This is a genomic window from Methylorubrum subtropicum, from assembly GCF_038442325.1.
In the GTDB taxonomy this organism is placed as follows: domain Bacteria; phylum Pseudomonadota; class Alphaproteobacteria; order Rhizobiales; family Beijerinckiaceae; genus Methylobacterium; species Methylobacterium subtropicum.
In genome coordinates this window covers 194,121-219,808 of record NZ_JBBXMW010000010.1, presented here as the reverse complement: position 1 = coordinate 219,808, position 25,688 = coordinate 194,121, and the positions used below count along the sequence as shown (strand labels likewise).

20 protein-coding genes and 1 riboswitch are annotated in these 25,688 nt (G+C 69.2%); of the genes, 7 read left to right on the top strand and 13 right to left on the bottom strand.

Features of this window, described 5'->3' with window-relative positions:
• Positions 1–119 precede the first annotated feature (119 nt).
• The 3 genes from AAHG03_RS15825 to AAHG03_RS15815 are packed head-to-tail and all read left to right on the top strand — an operon-like array spanning position 120 to position 5,089.
• Positions 120–692, top strand: coding sequence for a PAS domain-containing protein (locus AAHG03_RS15825; RefSeq protein ID WP_342151642.1), 573 nt, complete (start codon positions 120–122; stop codon positions 690–692).
• Entirely contained in the window at positions 673–4,176 is a 3,504-nt protein-coding gene (locus tag AAHG03_RS15820; RefSeq protein ID WP_342151641.1) for a chemotaxis protein CheB, read from the top strand. Before AAHG03_RS15825 ends, AAHG03_RS15820 begins: the two co-directional genes overlap by 20 nt.
• A gap of 25 nt (positions 4,177–4,201) precedes the next feature.
• Positions 4,202–5,089, top strand: a complete 888-nt coding sequence (locus AAHG03_RS15815; RefSeq protein ID WP_342151640.1) for a LysR substrate-binding domain-containing protein — start codon at positions 4,202–4,204, stop codon at positions 5,087–5,089.
• A 9-nt stretch (positions 5,090–5,098) separates the two neighbouring features.
• On the opposite strand, the gene AAHG03_RS15810 is transcribed toward AAHG03_RS15815, so the two are convergent.
• The 8 genes from AAHG03_RS15810 to AAHG03_RS15775 form a co-directional block, all read right to left on the bottom strand.
• Positions 5,099–6,139, bottom strand: coding sequence for a YeiH family protein (locus AAHG03_RS15810; protein WP_342151639.1), 1,041 nt, complete (start codon positions 6,137–6,139; stop codon positions 5,099–5,101).
• Between the two features lie 117 nt (positions 6,140–6,256).
• Positions 6,257–7,255, bottom strand: a complete 999-nt coding sequence (locus tag AAHG03_RS15805) for a phosphoribosylaminoimidazolesuccinocarboxamide synthase (protein WP_342151638.1) — start codon at positions 7,253–7,255, stop codon at positions 6,257–6,259.
• Between the two features lie 82 nt (positions 7,256–7,337).
• Positions 7,338–8,588, bottom strand: coding sequence for an adenosylmethionine--8-amino-7-oxononanoate transaminase (locus tag AAHG03_RS15800; RefSeq protein WP_342151637.1), 1,251 nt, complete (start codon positions 8,586–8,588; stop codon positions 7,338–7,340).
• Between the two features lie 170 nt (positions 8,589–8,758).
• Entirely contained in the window at positions 8,759–10,543 is a 1,785-nt protein-coding gene (locus tag AAHG03_RS15795; protein WP_342151636.1) for a calcium-binding protein, read from the bottom strand.
• A 301-nt stretch (positions 10,544–10,844) separates the two neighbouring features.
• Positions 10,845–13,691 carry an aminomethyl-transferring glycine dehydrogenase gene (gene gcvP, locus AAHG03_RS15790; protein WP_342151635.1) on the bottom strand — a complete coding sequence of 949 codons (2,847 nt, stop codon included), beginning with the start codon at positions 13,689–13,691 and terminating at the stop codon, positions 10,845–10,847.
• 211 nt (positions 13,692–13,902) lie between these two features.
• Positions 13,903–14,265 (bottom strand): glycine cleavage system protein GcvH, encoded by a 363-nt coding sequence (gene gcvH / locus AAHG03_RS15785; RefSeq protein WP_342151634.1) that lies wholly within the window; start codon positions 14,263–14,265, stop codon positions 13,903–13,905.
• A gap of 31 nt (positions 14,266–14,296) precedes the next feature.
• Positions 14,297–15,475, bottom strand: a complete 1,179-nt coding sequence (gene gcvT / locus AAHG03_RS15780) for a glycine cleavage system aminomethyltransferase GcvT (RefSeq protein ID WP_342151633.1) — start codon at positions 15,473–15,475, stop codon at positions 14,297–14,299.
• Between the two features lie 152 nt (positions 15,476–15,627).
• A riboswitch (glycine riboswitch) is annotated at positions 15,628–15,729 on the bottom strand.
• Positions 15,730–15,798: 69 nt separating this feature from the next.
• Complete coding sequence (locus tag AAHG03_RS15775) at positions 15,799–16,017, bottom strand: hypothetical protein (protein ID WP_342151632.1); 219 nt, start codon at positions 16,015–16,017, stop codon at positions 15,799–15,801.
• Between the two features lie 473 nt (positions 16,018–16,490).
• Here AAHG03_RS15775 and AAHG03_RS15770 point away from each other — a divergent pair, with 473 nt between their 5' ends.
• The gene (locus tag AAHG03_RS15770; protein ID WP_342151631.1) at positions 16,491–17,882 is read left to right on the top strand and encodes a flagellin N-terminal helical domain-containing protein; all 1,392 of its coding nucleotides are present in this window, start codon (positions 16,491–16,493) and stop codon (positions 17,880–17,882) included.
• 471 nt (positions 17,883–18,353) lie between these two features.
• On the opposite strand, the gene AAHG03_RS15765 is transcribed toward AAHG03_RS15770, so the two are convergent.
• The 3 genes from AAHG03_RS15765 to AAHG03_RS15755 form a co-directional block, all read right to left on the bottom strand.
• Complete coding sequence (locus tag AAHG03_RS15765) at positions 18,354–19,439, bottom strand: XRE family transcriptional regulator (RefSeq protein WP_342151630.1); 1,086 nt, start codon at positions 19,437–19,439, stop codon at positions 18,354–18,356.
• Positions 19,440–19,441: 2 nt separating this feature from the next.
• Positions 19,442–20,089, bottom strand: a complete 648-nt coding sequence (locus AAHG03_RS15760; protein ID WP_342151629.1) for a hypothetical protein — start codon at positions 20,087–20,089, stop codon at positions 19,442–19,444.
• Between the two features lie 320 nt (positions 20,090–20,409).
• A complete protein-coding gene (locus AAHG03_RS15755; RefSeq protein WP_342151628.1) occupies positions 20,410–20,679 on the bottom strand; it encodes a hypothetical protein in 270 nt (89 codons plus the stop codon).
• Between the two features lie 674 nt (positions 20,680–21,353).
• Here AAHG03_RS15755 and AAHG03_RS15750 point away from each other — a divergent pair.
• The 3 genes from AAHG03_RS15750 (at position 21,354) to AAHG03_RS15740 (ending at position 23,235) form a co-directional block, all read left to right on the top strand.
• Positions 21,354–21,593, top strand: coding sequence for a hypothetical protein (locus AAHG03_RS15750; RefSeq protein ID WP_342151627.1), 240 nt, complete (start codon positions 21,354–21,356; stop codon positions 21,591–21,593).
• Positions 21,594–21,628: 35 nt separating this feature from the next.
• Entirely contained in the window at positions 21,629–22,045 is a 417-nt protein-coding gene (locus AAHG03_RS15745) for a DUF1236 domain-containing protein (protein ID WP_342151626.1), read from the top strand.
• Positions 22,046–22,116: 71 nt separating this feature from the next.
• A complete protein-coding gene (locus AAHG03_RS15740; protein ID WP_342151625.1) occupies positions 22,117–23,235 on the top strand; it encodes an aminotransferase class I/II-fold pyridoxal phosphate-dependent enzyme in 1,119 nt (372 codons plus the stop codon).
• Here the strand turns inward: AAHG03_RS15740 and AAHG03_RS15735 are convergent.
• Positions 23,227–24,306 carry a catalase family protein gene (locus AAHG03_RS15735; protein WP_342151624.1) on the bottom strand — a complete coding sequence of 360 codons (1,080 nt, stop codon included), beginning with the start codon at positions 24,304–24,306 and terminating at the stop codon, positions 23,227–23,229. The genes AAHG03_RS15740 and AAHG03_RS15735 overlap by 9 nt on opposite strands.
• An 88-nt stretch (positions 24,307–24,394) precedes the next feature.
• Positions 24,395–25,633 (bottom strand): hypothetical protein, encoded by a 1,239-nt coding sequence (locus AAHG03_RS15730; protein WP_342151659.1) that lies wholly within the window; start codon positions 25,631–25,633, stop codon positions 24,395–24,397.
• Positions 25,634–25,688 lie beyond the last annotated feature (55 nt).

Genomic DNA, 25,688 nt, shown 5'->3' with positions numbered 1-25,688 from the left:
CGGCGTTTCGACCCCTCGAACCGCGGGGCGTCGCGGTATCGGCGGCGCAAGCCCTATGTTAGCTCCTCGCATCGCCGACGACGGGTGCTCGGGGAGCGGCAGGCGCTGAAGGATCCATCGTGCAGGCGCAGTCTCCCTCACCGGCCGTCCCGGACGAGCTTCGACGCTACTTCGAACACGCGCATATCGCGCTGGCGCTCGCCGATGTCGGCGACGACAACCCCCTGCTCCTCGTCAACGAGCCGTTCCACAAGCTGACCGGCTACGACGCCCCGGAGGTGGTCGGCCGCAACTGCCGCCTGTTGCAGGGCGACGCCGAGAACCCGGAGGCGCGGGAGAAGATTCACGCCTTCCTCGAAGGCGACGGCGTGAACGCGGTGCGCACCACCATCCTCAACGTCCGCAAGGACGGGCGGCCCTTCGTCAACCTGCTCTACATGTCGAAGCTGCGGGCGCTGTCCGGGGAGGTGCGCTTTCTTTTCGCATCCCAATTCGACGTCAGCCGCTCGCAACCCGAGCTGCTCGCGGCCTACGATGCGGAACTGAGCCGCACGCTGTCCCGTTTGCGTCCCTCGCTGGCCGAGAGCGGGATCGTCCTCGAAGGGTCGCTGAAGGCGATTGCCAACACCGTCGCCACCGTCGCCCAGGCCAAGCTCACCCTCGCGGATCTCGATGGAACCGGATTTCCCTGACATCGCCCAGGCCGAGGCGCCCGAGGCGCGCAGCGGAGCGGGCGCCTCGGCGCCCCGCTTCGCCGGTCCCGTCGTCGGGATCGGCGCCTCGGCGGGCGGCCTGGAAGCCCTGCGGGAGATGCTGTCGCGCGCCCAGGCGCCGACCGGCATGGCCTTCGTCATCGTCCAGCATCTCGATCCCAACCACGAGAGCATGCTGGCGCAACTCCTCGACCGGCACACCGATCTCAAGGTGCTGCAATGCGAGGGCAGCGAGCGCATCGAGGGCGACACGGTCTACATCATCCCGCCCGGCCGCGGCCTCGCGATCCAGCAGGGCGTGCTCGAACTCACCGAGTTCGTGCAGCCGCGCGGGCTGCGCCGGCCCATCGACGACTTCTTCCTGTCGCTCGCGGTCGATCAGCAGGCCAACGCGGCCTGCGTGATCCTGTCCGGCACGGGCGCGGACGGCACCACCGGCCTGCGGGCGGTGAAGGAGCACGGCGGCGTCTGCGTCGTGCAGCAGCCGGACACGGCGCGCTACGACGGCATGCCGGTCTCGGCGGTGGGCACCGGCCTCGTCGATTTCGTCCAGCCGCCGGGCGAGATCGTGAACTGCCTCTCGGCCTTCTTCCGCCGCCGCGGCTCGGACCCGCTCGACGAGCGGGAAGAGCTGCTCGCCGACCATGTGGACGACCTGTGCCGGGTGCTCCGCAGCGCGGTCGGGCACGACTTCTCCGGCTACAAGCGCACCACCCTGATCCGCCGGGTCGAGCGGCGCATGCACGTGCTCGGCATCGATGCGGGCCGCGCCTATCTCGCCCGCATCCGCGCCGACAAGTCCGAGTGCGACGCGCTGTTTCGCGACCTGCTCATCAACGTCACCCGCTTCTTCCGCGACGCGGAGATGTTCGAGGTGCTGCGCGAGCGGGCGATCGAGCCGCTGCTGCGCGACCGCGATCCGGACGAGGACATCCGGGTCTGGGTGCCGGGCTGTTCGAGCGGCGAGGAGGCCTACTCCATCGCCATGCTGTTCGCCGACGCCGCGCGCCGCCTCGACCTGCCGCTCGCGGTCCAGATCTTCGCCACCGACATCGACGAGCGCATGCTGCAGATCGCCCGCGAGGCGACCTATCCGGCAGCGGCGCTGGCCGACATCCCGGCGCCCCTGCGCGAGCGCTACGTCGTGCCCCACGCCGAGCGCTTCACGGTCGCCGCGGAGATCCGCGACCTCATCCGCTTCTCCAGCCACAGCCTGGTCAAGGACCCGCCGTTCTCGCGCATCGACCTCCTGTCCTGCCGCAACCTGCTGATCTACTTCGACGACCGCCTGCAGCAATCGGTGCTGCCGCTGTTCCACTACGCGGTGCGGCCGGGGGGCTACCTGTTCCTCGGCCCCTCCGAGAGCGTCAGCCGGTTCGAGCAGCTGTTTCCGCCGATCGACCAGCACGCCCGCCTGTTCGAGCGCCCGCCGGGCCAGCCGAAATACCCGATCGATCTGCCCGGCCACGCCCGCCGCAGCGAGACGCGCCGCGACGACGGGCGAAAGGCCACGCCGGTCGCCGACGAGACGGCCGCCGCGCGCCGCATGCTGGAACGCTACGCGCCGCCGAGCATGGTCCTGAACGAGGACGGCGCCATCGTCGCGGCCTACGGGCGATTGAGCCGCTACTTCGACTTCCCCGTCACCCGCACCGGCGGCACCAGCGCCATCACCCTGGCGCGCCCCGGCTTGCGCGACGTGATCGGCCCGCTGCTGCGCCAGACCCGCGACGCCCGCAAGCGCGTCGTCGTGCGCGATGTCGAGGTGGTGTCCGAATACGGCGTCCAGCAGATCGAACTCGTCTGCGATCCGATGCCCGACGCCACCATGCTCCTCGTGCTGCGCGACGCGGGCGCGTTCCGCCCGTCGAGCGATCCCGACCTCGTCGAGATGGACGCGGGCGGCGATCACGTCGAGGCGCTGGAAGAGGAATTGCTGCGCACCCGCTACAAGCTGCGCTCGGCCGTGGAGGAGCTGGAGACGGCCAACGAGGAGCTGAAGAGCTCCAACGAAGAAATGATGTCGATGAACGAGGAGCTTCAATCGACCAACGAGGAGCTGACCACGGTCAACGACGAGCTGAAGACCAAGATCGACCAGCTCACCGTCGCCAACGCCGACCTGCGCAACTTCTTCGAATCGACCGACCTCGCCGTGGTGGTGCTCGACCGCGACCTGCGCATCCGCAGCTTCACCGGCTCGGCCACCGCGATCTTCCCGCTCCAGCCCGGCGACCGCGGGCGCCCGCTCGCCGACGTGGCGACCCGGCTCGAAGGCTCGGACTACCTCGCCGACGCGCGGGCGGTCTGCGCGGGCGGCGCGGCGATCCAGCGGCGGGTCGTGACCCGCGACGGCACGCGCACCCTGTCGCTGCGGGTGCTGCCCTACCGGCTCCAGAGCGCCAGCGTCGACGGCGCCACCCTGGTTCTGACCGACATCACCGAGGCGCTCGCGCTGGAGCGCCAGCTCGCCGCCGAGCGGGAACGCCTCGACCTCGCGATCAAGGCCGGCGGCATCGGCATCTGGGAATACTGCCCCGACGACGACGCCATCGTGGTCGATGCCACCGCCACCGCCATGCTCGACCTCGCGGGGGAGGGGCGCCATCCGCTGGCGGATCTCGCCGCGCGCCTGCCCTCCGAGGATCGCCGGGAGGTGCGCGACGCCTTCGCCCAGGCCGCCCGCGGCCGGGGCGATTTCGAGGCGCGCCTGCGCGTCCGCGGGCAGGGGCACGCCATCCGCTACGTCCGCAGCTACGGGCGGCCGATCGTCGGCAGCGCGCCGGCCCGGATCGTCGGCGTCTCCATCGACGTCTCGCCCGAGCACGCCCTGACCGAGACCCGCGACCTGATGCTTCGCGAGATGAACCATCGGGTGAAGAACCTGTTCGCGATCATCGGCGGGATGATCACGGCGGGCGCCCGCGCGCAGCGGGACGTCGCGACCTTCGCCCGCGACATGCGCGACCGCATCGCCGCCCTCGGCCGCGCCCATTCGCTCGCCGACCACACCACCGACCAGGGCATGAGCGACCTCACCAGCCTGGTGGCCGCGACGCTCCAGCCCTACCGCGACCACATCCCCACCACGATCGAGGGTCCGCCGGTGGCGATCGACTGGCGCTACGTCTCCTCGCTCGCCATGATCCTGCACGAATGCGCGACGAATTCCGTGAAGTACGGCGCGCTCGGCGCGGAGGACGGACGGCTCGACGTGACCTGGGAGCACCGCGCGGGCGGGCTCACCCTGCACTGGAGCGAGCGGATGACGCGGCGCGGCGCGGTGAAGGACGGGCGCGGCTTCGGCTCGTCGCTGATCGAGATGTCGCTTCAGCAGCTCCACGCCACCGTCGAGCGCAACCTCGACGAGACCGGCTACCGGCTCGCCGTCTCGATCCCCGGCATGGCGCAGCTCTCGGGCCAGATCGTCCTCGAGGCTCCCGAGGCCGGCCCGCGCCCGTGATCGGTCCGCGCTGGTCCGCGGGGCCATGACCCTCGACCAGCTGCGCATCTTCGTGGCGGTGGCCGAGCGCCAGCACGTCACCCGGGCCGCCGAGGCGCTCCATCTCGTCCCCTCGGCGGTGAGCGCGGCGGTGGCCGCGCTGGAGGGCCGGCACGCCGTCCGGCTGTTCCATCGGGTCGGGCGGGGCATCGAGCTGACCGAGGCCGGGCGCCTCTTCCTCGCCGAGGCCCGCGCCGTGCTGGCCCGCGCGGCGGCGGCGGAGGGGGTGCTGGCCGACCTCAGCGGCCTGCGCCGCGGCACCCTCGACATCCGGGCGAGCCAGACCATCGCCGGCCACTGGCTGCCCCGCCATCTCGTGGCGTTCCGCGCGGCCTATCCGGACATCGTCCTGCGGCTCGCCATCGGCAACACCGCGGAGGCCGCCGAGGCGGTCCGGGCCGGCACCGCCGAACTCGGCTTCGTCGAGGGCCCGGTCGAGGATGCGAGCCTCGCGAGCCGGCCGGTCGCGCAGGACCGCCTCGTCCTCGTCGTGCCGCCGGGCCATCCGCTCGCGCTCGGTCCGGCGCCGGGGCCGGCGGCGCTCGCGGCGGCGGCCTGGGTGCTGCGCGAGCCGGGCTCGGGCACCCGCTCCGCCTTCGAGGCGGCGCTGACCGAGGCCGGCCTCGCGCCGGACGCGCTGGCGGTTTCGCTCGAACTGCCCTCGAACGAGGCGGTGCTCGCCGCGGTCGCCGCGGGCGCCGGGGCGAGCGTGCTGTCGCAGGCGGTGGTGGCCGGCCCGCTCGCCGCCGGCACCCTCGTGGCGGTGCCGTTCGCCCTGCCGGCCCGCACCTTCCGTGTGCTGCGCCACAAGGAGCGCTACCGCAGCCGCGCCGCCGAAGCGCTCCTGGCCCTGATCGCCGAGGCGGATCAGTAGGCCCGCCCGTCAGGCGATGCCGAGGAGCCGGATCAGCCCGAGGCTGATCCCCGCCAGGGCGACGAGCGAGGCCACGACCGCGAGGGTGACGCGCGGGCCCGCCCCGGCGAGGCTGCGCAGATCGACCCCGAGGCCGAGCGCCGCCATCGAGACCACGGTGAGCCCGTTCGCCGCCCCGGCCAGAGGCGGCAAGGCCGCTTGCGGGATGAGGCCGGCCGAGCGGAGGCCGGCGAGCGCCAGGAAGGCGAGGATGAACCACGGCACGAGGCGATGGAGCGGGAGCCCCGCATCCCCGCGCCCGCCGGCCCGGCGCGCGCCCAGCGACAGCGCCAGCACCACCGGCCCGAGCATCAGCACGCGCACCAGCTTGACCAGCGTGCCGACCTGCACGCTCAGCGCGGCGACCGGGGCGGTCGCGGCCAGCACCTGCGGCACGGCGTAGACGGTCAGCCCCGCCAGCACCCCGTACTGCATCGGCGACAGGCCGAGCAGCGGCACCAGCAGCGGCAGGCCGAGCACCACGGCCACGCCGAGCACCGCCGTGAAGGCGATGGCGGCAGCCACATCCTCGCCCTCGGCGCGGATGACCGGCGCCGTGGCGGCGATGGCCGAGTTGCCGCAGATGGAGTTGCCGCAGGCGACCAGGATCGCCAGCCGCGGCGCCAGCCCGAGGGCGCGGCCGATGCCGTAGCTCACGCCGATCGCCACGGCCACGACCGCGGCGATGCCGACGAGCAGGCCGGGCCCGGCGGCGAGCAGGGTGCCGAGACTGAGCGAGGCGCCGAGCAGGACGACGGCGATCTCCAGCATGGTCCCGGCCCCGAAGGCGATGCCGGGGGCGCAGCGCGCGCCGGGATTCCACAGGGTGCGCAGGCCCGTGCCGAGCACGATGGCCAGCACCAGCGCCTCCAGCCACGCCTCACCGAACAGGAGCCGCTCCACCGCCTCCAGGCCGAGGGCGGCGCCGGTCACGATCAGGCAGAGGGCGAGGCCCGGCAGGATGCGACGGAAGGCCGTGATCCTGCCGCGCTCCGGGGAGGCGAGGGGCATGTCGATCTCCTGGGTGAGGATGGGATCGCCCCGATCCTCGCCCAGGCAGAAAAATCATTCCAACGGAACGTTTCGAACGTTTCGTTCTGAATTTCAGAACGAACGGCCGCGCCTGTCTCAACCCTGCGCGAAAAAGGCATCCCCCAGATAGGCCGCGAGGTTGCGCCGGATGCGCGCGACCGGCACCTCGGCCGGATCGGGCAGGACGAAGGCGTCCCGCGTGATCGTCTCGTAGGCGCGGATGTAGACGGCGGCGGCTTCCAGCACGACCTCGGGCGGGATCGCGGGGATCGGATCGCGGTAGGGGTCGCAGCGCGCCGCGACCCAGTTGCGGACGTAGTCCTTGTCGAAGCTCTCCGGCGCCGTCCCGGCGGCGAGCCGCTCGGGGTAGCTTTGCGCGAACCAGTAGCGGCTGCTGTCGGGGGTGTGGATCTCGTCGGCGAGCACGATCCGACCGTCCGCATCGGTCCCGAACTCGTACTTGGTGTCGGCCAGGATCAGGCCGCGCTCGGCGGCGAGCGCTTGGCCCCGGGCGAACAGCGCCAGGGCCGCCTGCGAGACGGTGCGCCACTGCTCCGGCGTCATCAGCCCCTGTTCGAGGATCGCCGCCTCGCTCAGCGGCTCGTCGTGCCCGCCGTCGGCGGCTTTCGTGGTCGGCGTGATGATCGCGCGGTCCAACTGCGCGTTCGCCCGCAGGCCCTCGGGCAGGGTGTGGCCGTACATCGCGCGCTCGCCGCGGCGGTAGCGGGTCAGGATCGAGGTCGAGGTCGTGCCCGCGAGGTAGCCGCGCACCACGATCTCCACCGGCAGGATGTCGAGGCGGCGCCCGACGACCACGTTCGGGTCCGGATAGGCGATCACGTGGTTCGGGACGATGTCGGCGGTGCGCTCGAACCAGTAGCGCGCGGTCTGCGTCAGCACCTGACCTTTCAGGGGGATCGCGGCGAGCGGGCGGTCGAAGGCGCTGATCCGGTCGGTGGTGATCAGGATGCGGCGCCCGTCGGGAAGATCGTAGTTGTCGCGCACCTTGCCGCGGTAGCGCGGGGGCAGCCCCGCGATCTCGGCTTCCTCCAGGACGCACTGCGCGTAGGGCACAAGCGACGCGGTGTCCGTCATGCGTCGAACTCCTTCGTTTCGTTCGAATCCCGGGCTTCTTACGACACTCGGGCCGCGCCGACTCGCGCGGACGCCGCTTTCCTCAGGCGAGGGCCTCGGTTTCCGCCGCCACCGCCGCGATCAGCCGGTCGAGATCGGTCGGCGCGATGGTGAGCGCGGGCGTCAGGTAGAGGATGTCGCCGAAGGGCCGCACCCAGACGCCGCGGGCGACGAGCCGCGCCTTCAGCGCCGCGAGATCGGGCGCGCGCGCGAACTGCACCGCACCGATGGCGCCGAGCACCCGCACGTCGCGCACGCCCGGCACCCGCGCCAGCGGGCGCAGACCCGCCTCCAGCCGCGCCGCGACGGCGCGGGCCTGATCCAGCCGCGGCTCGGTCTCGAACAGGTCGAGGCTGGCATTCGCCGCCGCGCAAGCCAGCGGATTGGCCATGAAGGTCGGCCCGTGCATCAGCGCCGCAGCCGGATCGTCCGACCAGAACGCGGCGAAGATCTCGGTGGTGGCGACCGTGGCGGCGAGCGCCATCGTGCCGCCGGTGAGCGCCTTCGACAGGCACAGGATGTCGGGCACGACCTCCGCCTGCTCGCAGGCGAAGAGCGAGCCGGTGCGGGCGAACCCGGTGAAGATCTCGTCGGCGATGAGCAGCAGGCCGTGGCGGCGGGCGAGCCGGGCGACGGTCGCCAGCACCGCGGGCGGATGGGTCAGCATGCCGCCCGCCCCCTGCACCAGCGGCTCGACGATCACGGCGGCGAGTTCGTGGCGATGCCGGGCGAGCGTCGCGTCGAGCGCCGCCGTCCGCTCCGCGTCGCGCGGCAACTCGCAAAACACCTGCGTCGGCAGGTAGGCGCCGAAGCGGCGGTGCATGCCCTCCTCGGGGTCGCAGGTCGACATCGCGCCGAGCGTGTCGCCGTGATAGCCGCCGCGGAAGGCGAGCACGCGGGTGCGGCCGGTCTCGCCGCGGTTGAGCCAGAGCTGCACCGCCATCTTCAGCGCGACCTCGACGGCGACCGAGCCGGAATCGGTGAAGAACACGTGGTTCAGATCACCCGGCAGCAGGGCCGCGAGCCGCGCGGCGAGCCGCTCGGCGGGCGCATGGGTCAGCCCCCCGAACATCACGTGCGGCATCCGCCCGAGCTGCTCGGCCACCGCGCCCGCGATGTGGGGATGGTTGTAGCCGTGGACCGCCGTCCACCACGAGGCGATGCCGTCGATGAGTTCGCGCCCGTCGGCGAGCACGATGCGCGAGCCGTGCGTGCCCACCGCCTCCAGCGGCGGGGCGGCGGATTTCATCTGGGTGTAGGGACGCCAAAGCGGATGAGAGCCGGGACCGGACATGCCCCGGCCTTCGCGGAGGCCGGGGCGGTTGTCAAACGGGGCTTTCTCTTTGGCCTCAAGCGCCGGCGGTCGCGTCCGCGACCTTAGGCTTTCGCTTTGCTAGACGCCCACGAAGACATCCGTCTTCGTGGGCACGCTCCGCGGGGCGCTCTTCGCGCCCGGAACGCGGATCACACGAACAGCACGTCCGAACTCTTCAGCGTAGCCAGCGTGGTGATCGTGGCGAGGTGGACGGCGTCGGAGTCGGTGCCCTTGCCGTCGTAGTCGAACCACAGCTCCCGGGCCTGCGTGTCGAAGCGCAGGACCGGGCCGGTCGTCTGGGTGGCGCTGCCGACGCCGCTCTCGACCGTGACCTTGGTGGCCTCGCCGTCGAGGAGCGAGTCGAGGTCGAACCGCAGCTTGTCCTGGCCGGCGGCGAAGTCGGTGATGACGTCGCCCTTGGTGTCGCCGTAGAAGCCGCCGCCGTAGCCGCCCTCATAGTAGCCGGCGAAGTATTCGGTCAGGTCGAACACGTCGTTGCCGGCCCCGCCGGTCATCGTGTCCGAGCCCTGGCCGCCGATCAGCACGTCGGCCCCGGCCCCGCCGCTCAGCACGTCGTCGCCCGCGCCGCCGTCGAAGGTGTTGGCGGACGCGTCACCCCGCATCACGTCGTCGAGGCCGGTGCCGACGAACTTCTCGATGTCGCGGTAGGTGTCGCCCTTGATGAAGCCGCCGTTGTTGGCTTGGGTTGCGAGGTCGAGCACCACCGACTGGCCGGTCGGACCGCCGACCTGCCCGGTCTGCGAGCCGAACACGACGGTGTCGGTGCCCTTGCCGCCGCTGACGAAGTCCTTGTCGTAGACGTAATTCGCCGGGCCGGGGCTGAAGCCGCCGTTCGGCACCATGACGAAGGTGTCGTTGCCGTCCTCGCCGTAGAGGCCGTCGGCGCCCTGGCCGTCGCTGATGTAGTCGTCGCCGCCGCGGCCGTAGAGCGCGTCGTTGCCCGCGCCGCCCGCGAGATAGTCGAACGAGGCGCCGCCGCTGACCTTGTCGTGGCCGGAGCCGCCGGTGAAGTTCAACTGCTCGAAGCCGCTGACGGTGGTGCCGCTGGCCAGCTTGAAGCTGCCGGTGCCGAAATCGAGGATCGTGGCCTTGGTGTCGAGGCCGAAGCCGAGGTTGAGCGTGTCCTGGCCGTCGCCGCCGATCAGGGTCTCCTTCTCCACCGGCCCGTTCGGCCCGTTCGAGACGACGGTCACGGTGTCGTTGCCGGCGCCGCCCTCGATCCGGTCGTTGCCCAGCCCGCCCTGGATGTAGTCGCTGCCGTCGCCGCCCTGGATCAGGTCGTCGTCGGCGCCGCCGTCGAGATAGTCGTTGCCGGCCTCGCCCTTCAACGTGTCGCGGCCGGCGTCACCCGAGAGCGAATCGCCGCCCGCGCCGCCCGCGAGGGTGTCCTGCCCGGCCCCGCCGCGCAGGATGTCGTTGAAGCGCCCGCCGGTCAGGCTGTCGTTGCCGGAGCCGGCGGTGATCCAGTAGCGCTCGAAGCCGGTCAGCGTCGCGCCGACGAAGCTCGTGGTCTGCTTCGCGTCGAGGGCCTTGAAGGTCAGCGCGGTGGTCGCACTCGACAGGTCGAAGCTCGCCGTGTCGACGCCCGCGCCGCCGTTCAGCACGTCGCCCTTGGCGTCGGCGAGGCCGATGACGGTCACGATGTCGTCGCCCTCGCCGCCGAACACCGTGTCGGCGCCCGCGCCGCCGATGAGGGTGTCCGTGCCCGAGCCGCCTTCGAGCCGGTCGCGGCCGTTGCCGCCGAGGAGAGTGTCGTTGTTGGCGCCGCCGTAGAGGATGTCGTTGTCGTCGTCGCCGCTGAGCGTGTCGGCGCCGAAGCCGCCGGTGAGCGTGTCGTCGCCCGCGAGCCCGAACAGGTAGTCGTTCCCGTCCGTGCCGACCAAGTTGTCCTTGCCGGATGTCGGTCCCGCCATGATCTTCCCCCTTCGCTTGTGCCGGAGCGACTGTTGTCGTCCCCGGTTCATTGCCTTTTGCGCCGAACCGTTCTGCCGAAGCCGGTTGTCGCCGCGTCTTCCCGTGTTCGGTGGCGTACGAAAACGGCCGGGCGCCATCGCAGCGCGCCCGGCCGTCTTGTCGCGAATCACGGTCTACGGTGTTCGCGGGTTCGGTTCAAGCATCCGGCTGTGGCCCGGCGGCATCGTTGCCCAACAACCTGCCGACGGGATCGGTCACGGTCCGTTAACGATTGTCCCGAGGCCGCCGCCTCCGGTGATTCTACTCGGCCGCCTCGTTGTACGCTTCGGTGGGCGGGCAGGAGCAGACGAGGTTGCGGTCGCCGTAGGCGTTGTCGACCCGGTTCACCGGCGGCCAATACTTGTCCATCCGTAAACTGCCGGAGGGAAAGCACGCGGCTTCGCGCGAATACGGCCGCTCCCAGGCGCCGATCAGGTCCTGCACCGTGTGCGGCGCGTGCTTCAACGGGTTGTCGGCCCGGTCCATCCGCCCGTCCTCGATGGCGCGGATTTCCTCGCGGATCGCCAGCATCGCGTCGCAGAAGCGGTCGATCTCGGCCTTGGTCTCGGATTCGGTCGGCTCGATCATCAGCGTGCCGGCCACCGGCCAGCTCATCGTCGGCGGATGGAAGCCGCAATCGATCAGGCGCTTGGCGATGTCCTCGACCGAGACGCCCGCGCTCTTCTGGAACGGCCGCACATCGACGATGCATTCGTGCGCGACCCGGCCCCCCCGGCCCGAATAGAGGATCGGGTAGGCCCCCTCCAAACGCTTGGCGATGTAGTTGGCGTTGAGGATCGCCACGCGCGTGGCCTGCGTCAGCCCGCGCCCGCCCATCATCAGGCAGTAGCTCCACGAGATCGGCAGGATCGAGGCCGAGCCGAAGGGGGCGGCCGAGACCGCGCCCTCTTCGCCCGTCCGCGGATCGGAGGGCAGGAACGGGATCAGGTGCGCCTTGACCCCGATCGGCCCCATCCCCGGCCCGCCGCCGCCGTGGGGGATGCAGAAGGTCTTGTGCAGGTTGAGATGGCTCACGTCGGCGCCGATGTCGCCGGGGCGCGCCAGCCCGACCATGGCGTTGAGGTTGGCGCCATCCAGATAGACCTGTCCGCCGTGCGCGTGGACGATGTCGCAGATCTCGCGCACCCGCGCCTCGAACACGCCGTGGGTCGAGGGATAGGTGATCATGCAGGCCGCAAGCTTTTCGCTGTGCTGCTCGGCTTTTCGCGAGAAATCCTCGACGTCGATGTTGCCCTGCTGGTCCGCCCCGACCACGACCACGCTCATCCCGCACATCTGGGCGGAGGCCGGGTTGGTGCCGTGGGCCGAGGACGGGATCAGGCAGACGGTGCGGTGCGCCTCGCCCCGCGACAGGTGATAGCGGCGGATGGCCAAGAGCCCCGCATACTCGCCCTGCGCGCCCGAGTTCGGCTGCATCGAGATCGCGTCGTAGCCGGTGATCGCGCAGAGTTTTCGGTTCAGGTCGTCGATCATCTCCTTGTAGCCGAGCGCCTGATCCTCGGGCACGAACGGGTGCAGTTCCGAAAACTCCGGCCAGGAGACCGGCAGCATCTCGGCGGTGGCGTTGAGCTTCATCGTGCACGAGCCGAGCGGGATCATCGCCCGGTCGAGCGCCAGATCGCGATCCGCGAGGCGGCGCATGTAGCGCGTCATCTCGCTCTCGGCCCGGTTCATGTGGAAGATCGGGTGCGTCAGGTATTCCGAGGTCCGCTCCAGCGCGGGCGGCAGGCGCGGCTCGGGATAGGCCTCGTCGTAGGTCAGGCTCGTGCCGCCGAAGGCGCGCCACACGGCTTCCACGATGTCCGAGCGGGTGCGCTGATCGACGCTGATGCCGATGCGGTCGTCACCCACTTTCCGCAGGTTCACCCCGTTCTCGACGGCGCTCCTCAGGATCACCCCCTGGAACGGCCCGACCTCGACCGTGATCGTGTCGAAGAATTCTTTTGGGCTCACCTTGAAGCCGAGCTTTTCGAGCCCGGCGGCGAGCCGCACGGCGTCGCGATGGACGCGCAGCGCGATGGCCTTCAGCCCCGCCGGCCCGTGATAGACCGCGAACATCGAGGCGATGACGGCGAGCAGCACTTGGCTCGTGCAGATGTTCGAGGTCGCCTTCTCGCGGCGGATATGCTGCTCGCGGGTCTGCAGCGCGAGGCGGTACGCGCGGTTGCCGCGGGCATCGACCGACACGCCGACGATCCGCCCCGGCAGCGCCCGCTTGTGGGCGTCGCGGGTCGCCATGTAGGCGGCGTGCGGGCCGCCGAACCCCATCGGCACGCCGAAGCGCTGCATCGAGCCCACCGCGATGTCGGCCCCCATCTCGCCCGGCGGTTTTAGAAGTGTCAGCGCCAGCGGATCGGCGGAGACGACGGCCAGAGCGCCGGCATTATGCAAGGCCGCGATCTGCTCAGAAAAGTCATGAATGGCGCCGTTGACGCCCGGATACTGGAACAGCGCCCCGAACACCGCGGCCGGATCGAGGTCTTTCAGCGGATCGCCGACCACGACGGTCCAGCCGAGCGGCGCCGCGCGGGTCTTCAAGACGGCGATGGTCTGGGGCAGGCAGTCGCGATCGACGAAGAACGTGTTTTTCTCGGACTTGGCCACGCGCTTGGCCATGCCCATGGCTTCCGCCGCCGCGGTGGCCTCGTCGAGCAGCGAGGCGTTGGCGACGTCGAGCCCGGTCAGGTCGCAGACCATGGTCTGGAAGTTGAGCAGCGCCTCCAACCGCCCCTGGCTGATCTCGGGCTGGTAGGGCGAATACGCGGTGTACCACGCCGGGTTCTCGAAGATGTTGCGCTGGATCGCGGGCGGCATCGTCGTGCCGTGATAGCCCTGGCCGATCAGCGAGACGAGCAGCCGGTTCTTGTTGGCGGTGGCCCGGAGCTTTTCCAGCGAGCGCCGCTCGGTGAGCGAGACCCCGAAATCGATGTATTCGGCCTGCCGGATGTCCGGCGGCAGGGTCTCGTCGATCAGCGCGTGGAGCGATGCCGCGCCGACCGTCTCGAGCATCTGGTCGATCTCGGAGAGTTTCGGGCCGATATGCCGCCGGGCGGCGAAGTCGAAGGGATCGTGGCGATCGTATTTCATGGGGAATGTCCTCTTGGGGCAGCCGATGGCCGCGGCTTTTCCCTCCCCCCTCTGCGGGGGAGGGTGGCCCCCGAAGGGGGTCGGGAGAGGGGAGCGCGGGTGCCGCTTGGCAGCGGTCGCTCGCGAAATCTCCGGAAGCGTCGTCCCCTCTCCCGCCTCGCATCCGCGAGGCACCCTCCCCCGCAGAGGGGGGAGGGTTCAGGCGGCGCCGCTACTTCGCGAATTCCGCGTAGGCCGCCTCGTCCATCAGCGCGTCCATATCCGCCGGATCGTCGAGCTTGAGCCGGTAGAGCCAGCCCGCCCCCTGCGGGTCGCCGCCGACGGAGGCCGGATCACCGACCGCCGCCTCGTTGACTTCCGTCACGGTACCGGAGAGCGGCGCGTAGACGTCGGAGGCCGCCTTGACGGATTCGACCACCGCCGCCGCCTCGCCCTTGGTGAGCCGCGCCCCCACCTTCGGCAGCTCGACGAAGACGAGATCGCCGAGCTGTTCGGCGGCGTGCGCGGTGATGCCGATGGTGGCGGTGTCGCCGTCGAGGCGCAGCCATTCGTGCTCGTCGGTGAAACGCAGCATGGTTGTTGTCTCCTGAGACGAGGGAAAAGAATCAGCCGCGCTTGAACCCGGCCGGGACGAAGGGGAGGGGGGAGACGGTGAGCGGCAGCCGCGCCCCGCGCAGTTCGGCGAAGAGGCGGGTGCCGGGCGCGGCGAGCGCCGTCGGCACGAAGCCCATGGCGACCGGCGCGCCGACGCTCGGCCCGAACCCGCCGGAGGTCACATGGCCGACCGGCTCGCCCGCATTCTCGTCGGCGAAGAGCGGCGCCCCGGCCCGCACCGGCGCCCGGCCCTCGGGCCGCAGCCCGACGCGGCGGCGGGCCGGGCCGCTGGCAAGTTCCGAAAAAATCCGCTCCGATCCCAAAAACCCGCCCGCGCGGGCGCCGCCGGGGCGCCGGGCCGGCGAGATCGCCCAGGCGAGCCCGGCCTCGACCGGCGAGGTGCCGGGATCGATGTCCGACCCGTGGAGCGGCAGCCCCGCCTCCAGCCGCAGGGAATCGCGGGCCCCGAGCCCCACCGGCAGCACGGCCTCGTCCGCCAGCAGCGCCTCGGCGATCTCCTCCGCGCGGTCTTCCGGCACGGCGATCTCGAACCCGTCCTCGCCGGTATAGCCCGAGCGGCTGACGAGGCAGGGCGCGCCGAGGATCGCGACCGCGCGCACGTCCATGAACCGCATCGCATCGATGTCGGCGAAGCGCCCGAGCACGTCCGCGGCCTTCGGTCCCTGCAAGGCGATCAGCCCGCCCGGCACGAGTTCGGCGGCCACATCCTCCGGCAGATTTCTTTTGAGATGGGCGAGGTCCGCCGCCTTGTTGGCGGCGTTGACCACGGCGACGAGGCGGCCGGGCAGACGCGCCACCATCAGGTCGTCGAGGATGCCGCCGTCCGCGTCGGTCAGCAGCCCGTAGCGCTGGCGCCCCTCGGGCAGCCCCAGCAGATCGACCGGGATCAGGGCCTCGAGCGCGCGCGCCGCGTCGTCCGCCTCGCCCGAGCACGGCGTCAGCACGATCTGGCCCATATGCGACACGTCGAACAGCCCGGCCGCCGCGCGGGTGTGCAGGTGTTCCTTCAGGAGCCCCGCGGGGTACTGCACCGGCATCGCATAGCCGGCAAACGGCACCATCTTCGCCCCATGGCGCAGATGGAGCGCATGCAGCGGCGTGCGCGCGAGCTGTGGGGATTCGGGGACGGCGGCGACAGGGGGCGACGCCCCGGCGGCGAGCGGGCTCATCGGGCAACTCCACGACGTTCGGCTCTCGCCGGGGCGGATGCCCGAGCGAGGTGCCCCCATCTGTCGCGGTTACCTGAGAGCTTCCCTCAGGCCCTTACGGGCCTTGAGGTTTCTCCTTCGGTGGACGCCGGTCGGCGCCTCTCTCCAGATTGTCCAACGATACGGTGATTGTGCCTGAGAGTTTCCGGGGGTGGTTGCTCCGTCGGCGCCATAACCCCTCTCGCGAGCGGTCTGGGCTCTCCCGTATCGTCTGTAGCGGACGCGCCAAACGTCGCACGGGTGCGGCGCCCCGCGCAAGCCGCGTCCGGGCTTGAGGGTGACAATCACCGCCGCATGCTACGAAACCGGCAGAACCGCCCGATCGCCTCGTAGCCCGCCGGGCAGCGGCGCAGGCAGGCCCCGGCGGCGTATTTCAGCGGCGGGCGGCAGGCGTTGCGGAAGCGCTGTTCGCCGAAGGTGTAGTCCTGCGCCGGGCCGGCCTGGGCCGTGACCGGCACCGCGGCGACGGCGAGGAACAGCAGGGCGGCGAGGCAGCGGGGCATGGGGTTCGTCTCGGTAGGGTTCGACGCTGCGCCAACGCCCGAGCCGGTCGGCGGTTCGCGCGAAGGACGAAGGTTAACGACTTTTCCCACGATGACTGCGTGTCCACCGCAAGGCGTGAGTCTTATACAGTCGTCCCCCGTGTTTTATCCGGCTGTGGAGCATTTCCGCCGAGACGGGGCCGGCTTCGACTGCTTAAGTCCTTCGTAACGCGGCCCCGCCAGTTTCGCGACATCGAGACGAGGCGCCGGCAACCCCGCGTCCTCGTCCGAGAACAGGCCGGCGGGTGGGTCTTTTGAAGGCTCAGGGACATGATGTCCGTCCCGCCGATCCGGTGCGAGTCCGGAGGTGTGATGCGCGGCGCGGACGGGCCTTGCGGGGTCCGCCACGGCTCTGTTCGGGAGCCGGAGACGCCGCACCGGTGTGAGCCCGGTTCCACGAATCCCCCCTGTCCCCTTTTGCCGGAAGACGCTCCGTGACCAGCCTTCTGACCAATACCTCCGCCATGACGGCGTTGACGACGCTCAAGGGCATCAACAGCCAGCTCGACGCGACCTCCAACCGCGTCTCCACCGGCCAGCGCGTCTCGGCGGCGTCCGACAACGCGGCCTACTGGTCGATCGCCACGACGGTGCGCACCGACAACGCCTCGCTGTCCGCCGTGAAGGACTCGCTCGGCCTCGGCTCCTCGGCGGTCGACACCGCCTATAACGGCCTGAACTCGGTCCTGTCGGACCTGCAGAACATGCGTGCCAAGCTGCAGACCGCGCTGCAGCCGGGCGTGGACCGTGCCAAGGTGCAGACCGAGATCAAGGCGATCCAGGACAAGATGCGCTCGACCGCCGATTCCTCGACCTCGTCGGGCCAGAACTGGCTCTCGGTCGATTCCTCGGCCTCCAACACCGCGTTCCAGGCGACGCAGAACGTGGTCGCGGGCTTCTCGCGCTCGCCGACCGGTACGGTCTCGTTCTCGAACATCGGCGTCGATGTGAACGCGATCAAGCTCTACGACGTGAACGCGGCCAGCATCACCACCCCGGCCACCGCCGGCCAGGTGTTCGGCTCGACCTCGCTCACCGGCACCACCGTGTTCACCGGCGGCACCGCCGACTTCAGCGGCACCAACGAGGTGAAGTTCTCGCTGACGCTGGGCAACGCCGACACCGCGACCATCACGATCAACAAGACCACGATGAACTCGGCCGCCGCCGACCTGACCAAGGTGACGACCTCGGAGTTCCTCGACGCGATCAACAACCAGATCGCCGCCTCCACCGCCGCCGGCGGGCTCGCGGGCGACGTCAAGGCCTCGCTCGACACGGCCGGCCGCCTGACCTTCAAGACCACCGCGACCGGCGCCGGCACCAACGCCCAGGTCACGGTCCAGAACCTGGCCGCCACCGCCACCTACACCTTGGTCGATGTCGGCTTCGGCACCGGCGTCGCCGGCACCGACGCCCGGGTCGGCAAGGGCTCGGCCGCGGGTACCGCCGCGGGCAAGGGCATCCTCGACACCGCCGACGGCACCACCACCTTCTCGATCGCCTCGATCAACATCTCGGGCCTCGTCGGCACCACCGGCGACGCCACGCTCGGCAACATCATCACCCAGGTCGAGAAGGCGATTGCCAAGGTCACCGACGCCGGCACCAAGCTCGGCGCCAACAAGACCCAGATCGACGGCCAAAAAACCTTCGTCGACACCCTGATGAAGGCCAACGACCGCACCATCGGCATCCTGGTCGACGCCGACATCGAGGAGGAATCGACCAAGCTGAAGGCGCTCCAGACGCAGCAGCAGCTCGCCGTGCAGGCGCTGTCGATCGCCAACTCGTCCAGCCAGAACGTGCTCTCGCTGTTCCGGTAAGCCTCGCCCCCGGCCGCTTCCGGCGGCCGGGTTCTTTTCCGCCATCGATCAGGGCCGCTCCCGTCACCGGGGCGGCCCTTTTCGTCGTCCGGCGGCCCCGGCGGCAGTCCGATTTCGTATCGCGTCTGGAGATCGGTAACAAAACCGCTTGTCCGACCTTCCCCATCAGAGGCGAGCGTCACCGCCGCGGGCCGAGGACGCCGGTCCCAAAATTATTGGACCCATAAATTTTAAAACGCTGAGCCAATGCCGCCCGCGTCGGGGCCGCGCTGTGCCGTGATGGAAGACCGCACAGGCCCAGCCGGCGTCTTCTAGCAGTTTCACGGTGTCGATCGACACGTACCACGCTGCTGATGGAGTGCATTGAGGAACCCTCGCAGAGCATGCTCAAGATTTGGACGCGCTTCGCGAGAGGCAGCTTGTTCGTGCCCTATGTGTCTGAGCTTTTATGCTTGGCTTCAAGCAAAAGGATCATCCCTTCACAAGTCGGAGTTCAGCCCTCTTCGTACTGCTGACGCCCTCGCGTGCGGATGGCAAGCCAATCGTTACCAAGCCGAAAACAAGCTTGACTAATTCATCTGATGGAAGGGCCAGCCTGCAAGCCAGCTCTTCGGCGCTAACGCCATCTTCCCTCATGGACAAGAATACCTTTTGCCAGACTTGGGAAGTTTCAGGGCGAGAGCCATTTGGTTCTTTCGTCCTGTAGCCTCTTTGCTGTATCTCTATGCACAAAGACCGATAATGCCAGTCCGATATTAACTGCAAAGAATGAAGTCTATATGCCATTGCAGAAACAGATACATTCCACTGATGCTTATGAGCAATTAAGGTACTAACAGAAGGCGCGATGCGACCAATCCCTCTCATGCTTGTTGTAGGCATGAGGAATGCAGAAGCAAATTCTTGTGCTTCTTTTTCCGCATTGAGCCCGTTTGGTGCGGCATGTTTATGTAGCAAAAGGTGTCCGAGTTCGTGTGCGGCATCAAATCTACGGCGCTCTGCTGACTTGACGGTGTTTAAGAAAATGTACGGCTTACGGCTCCGCCAAAGAGAATAGGCGTCTACTTCGACACAATTCTCAGCAAGTGAGAAAACGCGGACGCCTTTTGCTTCAAGGAGATGTACCATATTTTTGATGGGGCGCTCTCCGATTCCCCACAATTGCCGTAGGGCTGCCGCAGCCACTTCCGGCGGATAGTCGTCGTAGTCGGGTAGATTCGCTTTCGGTAGATCGAAGGCGCGATCAACCCAGTCGCTTAGAGTAAATGCGAGCGAAGCCGCAGCGACGGCTGCGTCCCGCTGCCGAGCTGACATCTTTGACATTGACCGAAAGCTAACGCCGCCCTGATCGGCGATATCAAGGTCGTCAGCCAAGAAAAAATCGCGGGGGTATTTCAGCTCCCGCACAATCCTTTCAAATACCTCATCGCTAGGAGGATAATCACCAGCTTCGTATCCAGAGACAGTGCGTGGCTCAACGCCAATTTTCTCGGCAAGCTCCTTTTTTGTGTAGAGCTTTCGTTGCCGAGCGACTGTCAGTCTTTTGCTATTGAACATGATCACTTTTTGCGTAGCACTGGAACGTCGAAGTCGGGTCCGAAGTCTTTGGTCGTATTGATGACACCGGGATCGGTCCCGATATACCTGATGATGATACGTTCTTTCCAGCTACTCACTTCATTGTCCATGAAGTCATCTGGAAATGAAAGCTCAGCCCTTATCTCATCATCGGTGATATAAACGAGATAAAACCAAGTCGGATGTCCCAGCGTGATCGCCTTTCGGACCAGATCGCTCTGAAAGTTGCCGAACAAATCCCCCTGAGCCGTGTTGATCTTGATCGCTGCCTCCGCGTAGAGGCCCTTTGGTGACTTCGTTTTAGGTTGTCTATAAGGTGGTTCCCTTCCAGTGTACATATCGCCGCTTGATACATATATATTTATACCAAGTTCGTCGTTAATGGTAAGAGAAAAGTTGCCTGGGTCGTCTTTGCGCCAGCCGCCTATAGCCAGAAGTTCATCGCGTACTGCGCGAACTGTATGCCCCCACGCGTTTGTCCCAGGCAAGGATGGCGGGTCGTTTGGGCTTCGAGTTACCAACGCGGTGTGGCCTGCCTGCGCTGCCCTAACCAGGGCCTCAACCGGGATATCGAGTTGCTTCAGGCGGCGCTCGACCTCGTACGGCTCGCTGTAAACGACGGCTTGCATCGTATCACCTCACTTCCGTTTTCTTCCCTCATTTGAGGGCGAAAATCGGAAGTGGTCAAGGGTCATCGGCTCGATAGAGCTACTTCTCCCACCGCTTGGCTTTAGCCCTCCGTGCGAATCTCGGCCCGCCACTCCGGCGTCATGGTCGCAGACAGCGCGGCAAAGCCTTTCCGCCCCATCTCGGCCGCCGCCTCGTTCTTATCGGGCTTGGCCGGGCCGTAGTCCTCCGGCTCTTCCTAAGTCGGAATCCGCATTACCTCCACGGCGTTGCCGATGACATCGGCGGGACGCTGCTGACCCCTAGGTCCGGTGGGCTTTGGCTAAATGCTCCCCCCGTTCAGGTGCTTATTCAACATCTGCTCAAGCTGTTTCATGAAAGTGTCGGTAAAGACCCCAGCCAGAATCCCGGATCGCATTAGATCAAGCAGGTGCTCCTCTGTGACATCGAGCGGACGAGTTGCGAGGTTACCGTTCTTCCACCACGAGAAACGAATTTCGACATCGCCCGTGCCGTGGACTTGGAGTCGCTCAACCCTGGCGTCACCGCTGATGCCCGTAGCTAGCTCGTCGGCATAAACTGTCGAACGCATATTCAGTCTCCTGCTTGGCGCAAAGCATACGCTAGCGGGGGACGGATCGCGAGGGTACGGGACAGCAACGCCGAGCGGGCCGGGTCGGCGTCAAATTTCAAACTGAAACACTACCCGACGGTAGCCCTGTTTCGTATCGGATCTGGAGATCGTCAATAGAACCGCCTGTTTGACTCTCCCCGTTGGACCCGAGCGTCACCGCCGCGGGCCGGGGAAGCCGGTCCTAAAAATTGTTGGACCAAGAATTTGGGGACGCTCGGTCAAGGCCGCCTGCCTCAGAGCCGCAGACAGGTGCGGCGTCCTCCACCATAGTCCCGCGGCGTCGGCGTCCCTCGTCGAGGCCGGGCGGTTCTTCAAGTCCCGGCCGGGGTGCCGAGACGTATCCCAAGCCGATGTGAGCCGGTCGATGTGAGCCGGCGGCCGGGTTCCGGTCCGCCCTCGATCAGGGCCGCTCCCGTCCGGGGGGGCGGCCCTTTTTCGCCGTGCGACGGGGCCGCGGGCCCCGGCGGTTCGGGCGCCGGGCCATGCCGGCGCATCGTATCGGCTGTTTACCGGCCGGTTTTCGACCGCTGGATGCAGATCTTTCCGAGCCGAGCAAGCAGAAAAATCCCGGAACCGTTTTTCGAGGGCGTAAGTTTCTCGCCACATCGATAACAAATCTCGGGAGTACGCTCATGCGCAAACATTTGATGGCCGCGGCCGGCCTGCTGACGCTTGGCCTTGCCGCCAATACTGCCCGGGCCGAAGAAACCGTGATCCGCAGCGAGACCCGGCCGGACGTGTCGGTCGAGCGCCGCGAGGGCGTGGTCGAGCACCGCGAGGTCACCACCGGCAGCGTCGATTGCGGCTCCAAGACCGTCCACAAGGAGGACGGTGCCGGCAATTCCAAGACCGTTCACAAGGAAGGCTGCTGAAGCCCCGCCCCGCACGCCGACGAAAGGAGACAGCGATGACGAACAAGTTCTGGCTCGCAACGGTCACCGCCTCGCTGCTGGCGCTGCCGGCGGTCGCACAGGCCCAGGGCACGATCCGCGGCGCGGCCGAGGGGGCCGAGGCGGGGGCCGCCGCGGCGGGTCCGGTCGGCGGCGTGGTCGGCGGGGCGGTCGGCGCCGCGACCGGCACGGTCGGGGGCATCCTGGGCATCGACGACCGCCCGCGCTTCCGCTCCTACGTGCGCGAGCGCAACGTCCGCTCCTACGATTACGACGGCCGCGTCGCGGTCGGCTCGACCCTGCCGGCGAGCGGCGTGACCTATTACGACGTGCCGAGCGAGTACCGGGTGAAGCCGGGCTACCGCTACACCGTGGTCAACCGGCAGCCGGTGCTGGTCGACGGCAGCCACCGCATCGTCGAGGTTCTGGACTGACGGGTCACGCCCCCGGCCCGTCCCGGCCGGGGGCGCTTGACATCGCCAGCGCTCGGGCCGCTTGAGGCGTCATGTCCGACAGCCTCGACGCCTTCGCCGCCGACAAACTCGCCGGCCTCGACGCGGCCGCACTCCGCCGCCGACTCGTGCCGACCTCACGCGGTCCCGGGGCTTTCGCCGAGCGGGGCGGGCGCACCCTCGTGTCGTTCTCCTGCAACGACTATCTCGGCCTGTCCCACGATCCCCGCGTCGTCGCCGCCGCCGCCGAGGCGCTCGCCCGCTACGGCGCCGGGGCCGGGGCGTCGCAACTCGTCACCGGCCACTCGCCGCCGCTCGCCGCGCTCGAAGCCCGGCTCGCCCGGCACAAGGGCAAGGACGCGGCGCTCGTGTTCGGCTCCGGGTATCTGGCCAATCTCGGCATCACCCCGGCTCTGGTCGGCCCCGGCGACCTGATCCTGATCGACGAACTCGGCCATTCCTGCCTGTTTGCCGGAGCGCGGATGTCGGGGGCGCGAATCGAGGTGTTTTCGCACAATCGAATCGAGCAGCTTCGAGGAGGTTTGCGTGATTATCGCGGTTCCGCGCGCCGCGCCCTCATCCTCACCGAGCGCATCTTCAGCATGGACGGCGACCGGGCGCCGCTGCCCGAAATTTTGGCGCTCGCCGAAGAGTTCGACGCCTGGACCCTGGTCGACGACGCCCACGGCCTCGGGGTGGTCGAGCCCGGCGCCCGGGCCCCGCTGGAGATGGGCACGCTGTCGAAAACGCTCGGTTCCTACGGCGGTTACCTCTGCGCCTCGCGCCCCGTCATCGACCTGCTGACGAGCCGGGCCCGCAGCCTCGTCTACACCACCGGCCTGCCCCCGGCCTCCGCGGCGGCGGCGCTCGCGGCGCTGGACATCGTCGAGACCGAGCCGGCGCTCGCCGCCCGGCCGCTGATGCTGGCCCGCCGCTTCACCGCCCGGCTCGGCCTGCCCGAGGCGCAGAGCCCGGTGGTGCCGGTGCTGGTGGGCGAGGCCGAGGCCGCGCTGGCGCTCTCCAAGTCGTTGGAAGAACGCGGCTTTCTCGTCGTGGCGATCCGCCCGCCGACGGTGGCGCCGGGCACCGCCCGCCTGCGGGTCGCCTTCTCGGCGGCCCACAGCGAGGCGCAGGTCGATGCCCTTGCCGACGCGCTGGCCGAGCTAAGGTAGCGACCGTCCCGGCTCGTGGATCGGGCAGCCGTTGTGCTCGGCCCGGAACCCAGCGGAGGCCGGGTAGGCGGCACGCCGCGCCCGCATGATGGCGCCAAGCGGGCGGTGCGCCTCGATCCCGTGCCAGGGGCTGAAGGCGAGGCCGTCGTCGATGCGGCGCTGCTTGTCCTCGCTCCAGGCGTCCTGGCGCGGCACGGTGAGGCGGGCCACCGCGACGTAGGGGCTCTCGCCCTCCGGCCACGGCACCGAGGCATCCTCCACCGGCATGCTCTCGTCGTTCGTGCGCAGCTGCGCCCGCAGCTCCCACACGCCCTCGTGCTCGGCGAAGAACGCGGTCACCGCCTCGCGCAGCCCATTCGGTTTGCCGTTGACGTTGAGGGCGGCGCCCGTCAGCGCCGTCAGCTCGGGCGAGACGGGAGCGACCGCGACCTTGGCGACGTAGTCGCCCCAGCGCACCGGCACCTGACTGAAGAAGGTCTCCCCGAGGATGTGGGTCTCGGGGTGGCCGCCCAGGGAGATCAGGGTCGGGCTCTTGGTGCCGACGCTTTCCAGCACGGTCTCGACGCCGCGTAAAACCGCGGAAAAGGCTTTCTTGAACACCTGCGGGGTGTCGGTGGTGGCGGCCAACAGCTTGAGGCTCTTGAGGAAAGCGGCGTCGTCCGGCGCCGTGAAGGCCGGGGCGTCGGCCATCACGAAATCCTGCGTCGCCCCCTCGGCGCCGGGCAGCCGCGCGCCCTCGACGCCGACGAGTTTCAGCGCGAGACCCCGCGGGGTCGAGACGCTGTCGTCGAGGATGTCGCCCGGATTGGTCGAGAACCGCAGGATCGCGTCGTAGGTACCACCTTGAGCGAAGGCGCCCTGCGCCAGCTCGGGCGGCAAATCCGAAAACACCTCGAGCCGGCCTTCGAGCAGGCCGTGGCTCTTGGCGTGGACGCCGCGCACCGCCCGGCCGTAATCCGCAAAGGTGGTGGACTGGATTTTGGCGAAGGTCGCCAGCATCTCGGCGTGGACGTCGTCCTCGTCGGTGCGCGGCTGCTCGACGGACGGGTGGTAGGGGATCGGCGCGTTCACCAGCGTCTCCGTGGAACCGGCGGCTCCCGGGCGGAAGGCGCGTGCCGGTCTCAACCGGGGCGCAAACGCGGCCGTTCCGGCGGCCCGCTCACGCCTTCGCGAGCGGACCGTCGAGGGGGGCGAGGTGGGGCTCAGAAGCGAGCGGGCCGCCGACCGGGCGCCGGGGCCGAACCAGCGCCTTCGCGAGCGCCGCGAGGTCGGGCGCGGGCGCCGTCCCGTTGCCGAACAGGTGGGTGTCGAGGGCCGCGATCCCCGGCGCGACCGCGGGATCGTCCCGCCACAGGGCGGCGAGGTCGGGATGCGCCCGCATCGCCTCCCCCAGCGCGGCGCGGAAGGCGCGGGCATCGTTCGCTCCCGCCGCCCGCTTGAGGGCGCGGGCCTGCCCCCGGTCGAGGCGCAGACGGCCCTGGCCGGTGCCGTAGCCGATGAGTGCGATGCCGAGACCGAAGGCGGCGAGTGCGGCCGCCGCCAGCACCGGCCAGCCCGCGGGGGCGGGGGGCTTCAGGTCCTCTTCGCGGTCGGCGAGGCCGCCGCCGATCTGGCGGGCCGGAATCTCGGCCTCGCGCATGGTGCGGGACACGGTGTCGAACCAGGGAATCTTGATGGCGTCCAAGGGGATGACCTCGGGCACGCCGGGCTTCACGTCCCACTGGTAGGTCGCCCGCGCCACCGGGCCGGTGGGGGTGATGATGGTCTCGCGCTTCACCGGGCCCGCGAAGGTGGCGATGCCGCGGGTGCGCATGACGGGGCGCGGCGGCAGGCCCTCGGCGAGCATGCCCTGCGCCTCCAGCACGACGATGCGCCGGGCGGTCTCGCCCATCTTGATCGTCTCCGGGTCGGGGTCCCAGTGGTCGGTGATCGCCACGTCGCGGGCGGGCAGCCACCACGGCTCGGCGGCGTCCGGCCCGCCGCCCTGGCCGGTCCAGGGCGCGACCGGGAACGGCACGGGCTCGGAGCGCACGTCGATCACCTTGCGCTCGCCGTTGTCGTTGATGGTCAGGCGGTGGATGAACGGATCGATGGTGAAGGTGCCGGTGTGCTGCGGGAACACCGCGATGGTGCGATGGAACTCGATCGCCATCTGCCCGTCGGGCAGGCGGGTGCGGCCCCAGGTGTCGCGGCCGAGCTGGGTCCAGGAAAAATTCACGAGCGCGGGCTGGCGCACCTCTTCGAGGAGGATCTGCGTGCGGTAGACCCCGCGCAGGTGGAGCAGCACCATCTCGCGGGCATAGGCCGCGCCGCCCGCGGGCAGTTCGGGGGTGACCGTGAAGGTGAGGTCGCCGGGGTCGATGGCGCGGGCGGGGGTGGCGAAGCCGAGGAAGGCCAGAAGGACGAGCGCGACCCAACCCCTCCCCCCTCCGCGGGGGAGGGTGGCCCCCGAA

Bases quoted from the DNA above. Each gene is read 5' to 3' on its own strand.
- AAHG03_RS15820 (WP_342151641.1), top strand. From the start codon at position 673: ATGGAACCGGATTTCCCTGACATCGCCCAGGCCGAGGCGCCCGAGGCG.
- AAHG03_RS15815 (WP_342151640.1), top strand. From the start codon at position 4,202: ATGACCCTCGACCAGCTGCGCATCTTCGTGGCGGTGGCCGAGCGCCAG.
- AAHG03_RS15810 (WP_342151639.1), bottom strand. From the start codon at position 6,139: ATGCCCCTCGCCTCCCCGGAGCGCGGCAGGATCACGGCCTTCCGTCGC.
- AAHG03_RS15805 (WP_342151638.1), bottom strand. From the start codon at position 7,255: ATGACGGACACCGCGTCGCTTGTGCCCTACGCGCAGTGCGTCCTGGAG.
- AAHG03_RS15800 (WP_342151637.1), bottom strand. From the start codon at position 8,588: ATGTCCGGTCCCGGCTCTCATCCGCTTTGGCGTCCCTACACCCAGATG.
- AAHG03_RS15795 (WP_342151636.1), bottom strand. From the start codon at position 10,543: ATGGCGGGACCGACATCCGGCAAGGACAACTTGGTCGGCACGGACGGG.
- gcvP (WP_342151635.1), bottom strand. From the start codon at position 13,691: ATGAAATACGATCGCCACGATCCCTTCGACTTCGCCGCCCGGCGGCAT.
- gcvH (WP_342151634.1), bottom strand. From the start codon at position 14,265: ATGCTGCGTTTCACCGACGAGCACGAATGGCTGCGCCTCGACGGCGAC.
- gcvT (WP_342151633.1), bottom strand. From the start codon at position 15,475: ATGAGCCCGCTCGCCGCCGGGGCGTCGCCCCCTGTCGCCGCCGTCCCC.
- AAHG03_RS15775 (WP_342151632.1), bottom strand. From the start codon at position 16,017: ATGCCCCGCTGCCTCGCCGCCCTGCTGTTCCTCGCCGTCGCCGCGGTG.
- AAHG03_RS15765 (WP_342151630.1), bottom strand. From the start codon at position 19,439: ATGTTCAATAGCAAAAGACTGACAGTCGCTCGGCAACGAAAGCTCTAC.
- AAHG03_RS15760 (WP_342151629.1), bottom strand. From the start codon at position 20,089: ATGCAAGCCGTCGTTTACAGCGAGCCGTACGAGGTCGAGCGCCGCCTG.
- AAHG03_RS15755 (WP_342151628.1), bottom strand. From the start codon at position 20,679: ATGCGTTCGACAGTTTATGCCGACGAGCTAGCTACGGGCATCAGCGGT.
- AAHG03_RS15750 (WP_342151627.1), top strand. From the start codon at position 21,354: ATGCGCAAACATTTGATGGCCGCGGCCGGCCTGCTGACGCTTGGCCTT.
- AAHG03_RS15745 (WP_342151626.1), top strand. From the start codon at position 21,629: ATGACGAACAAGTTCTGGCTCGCAACGGTCACCGCCTCGCTGCTGGCG.
- AAHG03_RS15740 (WP_342151625.1), top strand. From the start codon at position 22,117: ATGTCCGACAGCCTCGACGCCTTCGCCGCCGACAAACTCGCCGGCCTC.